The following is a 2,307-nucleotide window of genomic DNA, read 5'->3' on the forward strand; positions in this document are numbered from 1 at the left end:
GGAGCAGATATACTACAGAATTGTTAAAGGTCGCGGATGCTTTGAGGCTGACAAGATAATATTTTTAATCTCTAATTCCATTTGATTTGCGTTCTCTCATATCGCTTTTAGTCTAAACTCCAGTACTGAGAGCCAAACGAAAAAGCAGAGGATCTATGGCCACAAAGGGCATATATTTGATTACAAACAAACTAAACGGCAAAGTCTATGTTGGTGCTAGCCAAAACATAGAGTCCAGATGGAAAACGCATAAGCAAAACCTTAATAGAAACAAGCATCATTCAAAACTTTTGCAAGGCGCATGGAATGAACATGGTGAAGAAAACTTTGAATTTACAGTAATTCATAAGTGTGAGGACTTGCGGACAGCAGAACAGGAGTTCTTGAACAAATATCAAAGTTTTGAGCCAAAGCATGGGTACAACATGTCAAACATATCTTTAATTAGTCAAACGAAAACTTCTCATCTTACAACCTGGAATACAAAGATGGGTTCCCAATTTTATGAACAAGAGGATGAAGACGAAGAGGACTGGATGTTTACGCTTTATGTAACTTACAACGATTCAGGCGCACTTTATAGATGGCTGGACATCCAGGAGCAGAAAGAAAAGACTTGAGCTTTCGTTGGCTGCTGGTGAGTTTATTGATCGCGGCAAGTTACCATGAGCAACAGTTATGCGATTGCAGCTGCACTCAACTAAAATGTACACTTCAGAACAACGTCACCAACTAGAGCATGTATTTGTTGTTAAACTTGCAGCCTATGAGAATTGGGAAGTTGACCCCTCCACAATTTACTCAGCAGTCGAAACAAATCCAAGGGTAAAGCGTTGGTTAGAGCTATCAAGAAAGTTGCTTGATACAGTAGAACAGGCAATTTCTTAGAGGAAAATGGCGATGCCTGCGGCGGCAAGCTACGCGGTTTGGAGGTGCGATCGCCATCAAACTGATTACAATATTTAAAAAAATGCCAGAACAAGAGACTCAGCCTCAATTATCACAAAATCTGTTTGAGCCAATTGAACCGCCAAAAATCAGCGAGAATTTATTACCAGCATTAAGTGACATTCTTCAGCCACCACTGCAAGACGAAAATGGTGATGAATGTCATTCTTAGAGAATATCGCTCAACCAGAGGAAAAAACAGATGTACAGTGATAGCTTGCGGAGTGCAAGTCATCGAGCGTCTGAACTTTTAGACGAGATGACCGAATAATTCGTAATTCGTAATTCGTAATTAATAATTAATTCATTAAGGGTACAAGCCCCTTAATTTATTAATGAAAAAAAGAAATTTATTCATTATTCAAGCCCCCACCTTTAGGTGTGGGGTAATAATTACGAATTACGAATTATCAATTACGAATTCTTTTGACCAAGCTAGTTTTTATGGTTAAAGACCGACTTGATTGCTCATTTGATGAGGCTTGTGCAACAACCAGAATCATCCTCCAGAAGGTTAAAAGGAAGGAGATTGTGGTAAATAAGTTATCATTACTGGTTCCCGCCAGTAGTGAGCTTTGATATTGTTTTTGGTACCTCCCAAAATGATAACAAAAAATCAACAAAATACAAAAAGTGATTTCCTGCCTGAAACTAATACTGAAGTTCCAGCAATTAACCCTAATGAGCGATCGCCTTCAATTACACAGCCAACGTTATATGATTACTTGACTGTCCTACCAGCTATCATCGCTGCTGCTACACCGTTAATCCTTGGACTCACTGTAAAGAGTGACTTTTTGAAAAAACGCCAGTCTAGGGAAAAGCAAAAGCAGGAGAGACAGCAGATAACTGAGAATAACAATGATGTGTCTGACTGAAAAATTAAGTCACTTGATTTTTGTAACTAAGTTACAACTATTTGACTAAAACTTCTTAGAGGATTCATGCGATCGCTCTTTTGGGGCTGCGATCGCCTTTGGGGCGTGAGTTTTGAAGGAGCGATCGCTCTTGCCGTCTCACCTTTTTAGTTCCCTCACCAAAGCACCAACAGCACAGAGAACTAGAAAAATGCTAACTGCGATCGCTAGGCTCCCCTCCTTGCCCCTCCCCTCAGTATGATTATCATTCTTAATAAGAGAATTTTGAGTATTTTAACCGATTGACAAAAGGCATTTTATCTTAAACTCTCACGGATGGTTAAAGACTTTAGATTTTCTTAATTTTAACTACTAGGCGTAAATATAGCAAAGCTGTCACCAGGGGCAAGATAGCCTGAAAGTACTGCTATGAATGACTTTCAGACTATAATATTCTCCGATATACTAACACTAGTATTTTTAGATACATTTACCCAGTCTC

At 39.1% G+C, this 2,307-nt stretch carries 4 protein-coding genes; all 4 read left to right on the forward strand.

The genetic code is table 11. The features are described from left to right. Positions 1 to 155 precede the first annotated feature (155 nt). The gene (locus LC653_RS45770; RefSeq protein ID WP_229501831.1) at positions 156 to 620 is read left to right on the forward strand and encodes a GIY-YIG nuclease family protein; all 465 of its coding nucleotides are present in this window, start codon (positions 156 to 158) and stop codon (positions 618 to 620) included. Between the two features lie 58 nt (positions 621 to 678). Beyond that, complete coding sequence (locus tag LC653_RS45775) at positions 679 to 888, forward strand: hypothetical protein (RefSeq protein WP_229501832.1); 210 nt, start codon at positions 679 to 681, stop codon at positions 886 to 888. An 82-nt stretch (positions 889 to 970) separates the two neighbouring features. After that, positions 971 to 1,120: a hypothetical protein gene (locus LC653_RS45780; protein ID WP_229501833.1), complete on the forward strand. Its 150-nt coding sequence runs from the start codon at positions 971 to 973 to the stop codon at positions 1,118 to 1,120. A 430-nt stretch (positions 1,121 to 1,550) separates the two neighbouring features. Next, a complete protein-coding gene (locus LC653_RS45785) occupies positions 1,551 to 1,826 on the forward strand; it encodes a hypothetical protein (RefSeq protein WP_229501834.1) in 276 nt (91 codons plus the stop codon). Positions 1,827 to 2,307: the final 481 nt, after the last annotated feature.

The sequence above is a fragment of the Nostoc mirabile CHAB5784 genome (genome assembly GCF_020829645.1).
Taxonomy (GTDB): domain Bacteria; phylum Cyanobacteriota; class Cyanobacteriia; order Cyanobacteriales; family Nostocaceae; genus Nostoc; species Nostoc mirabile.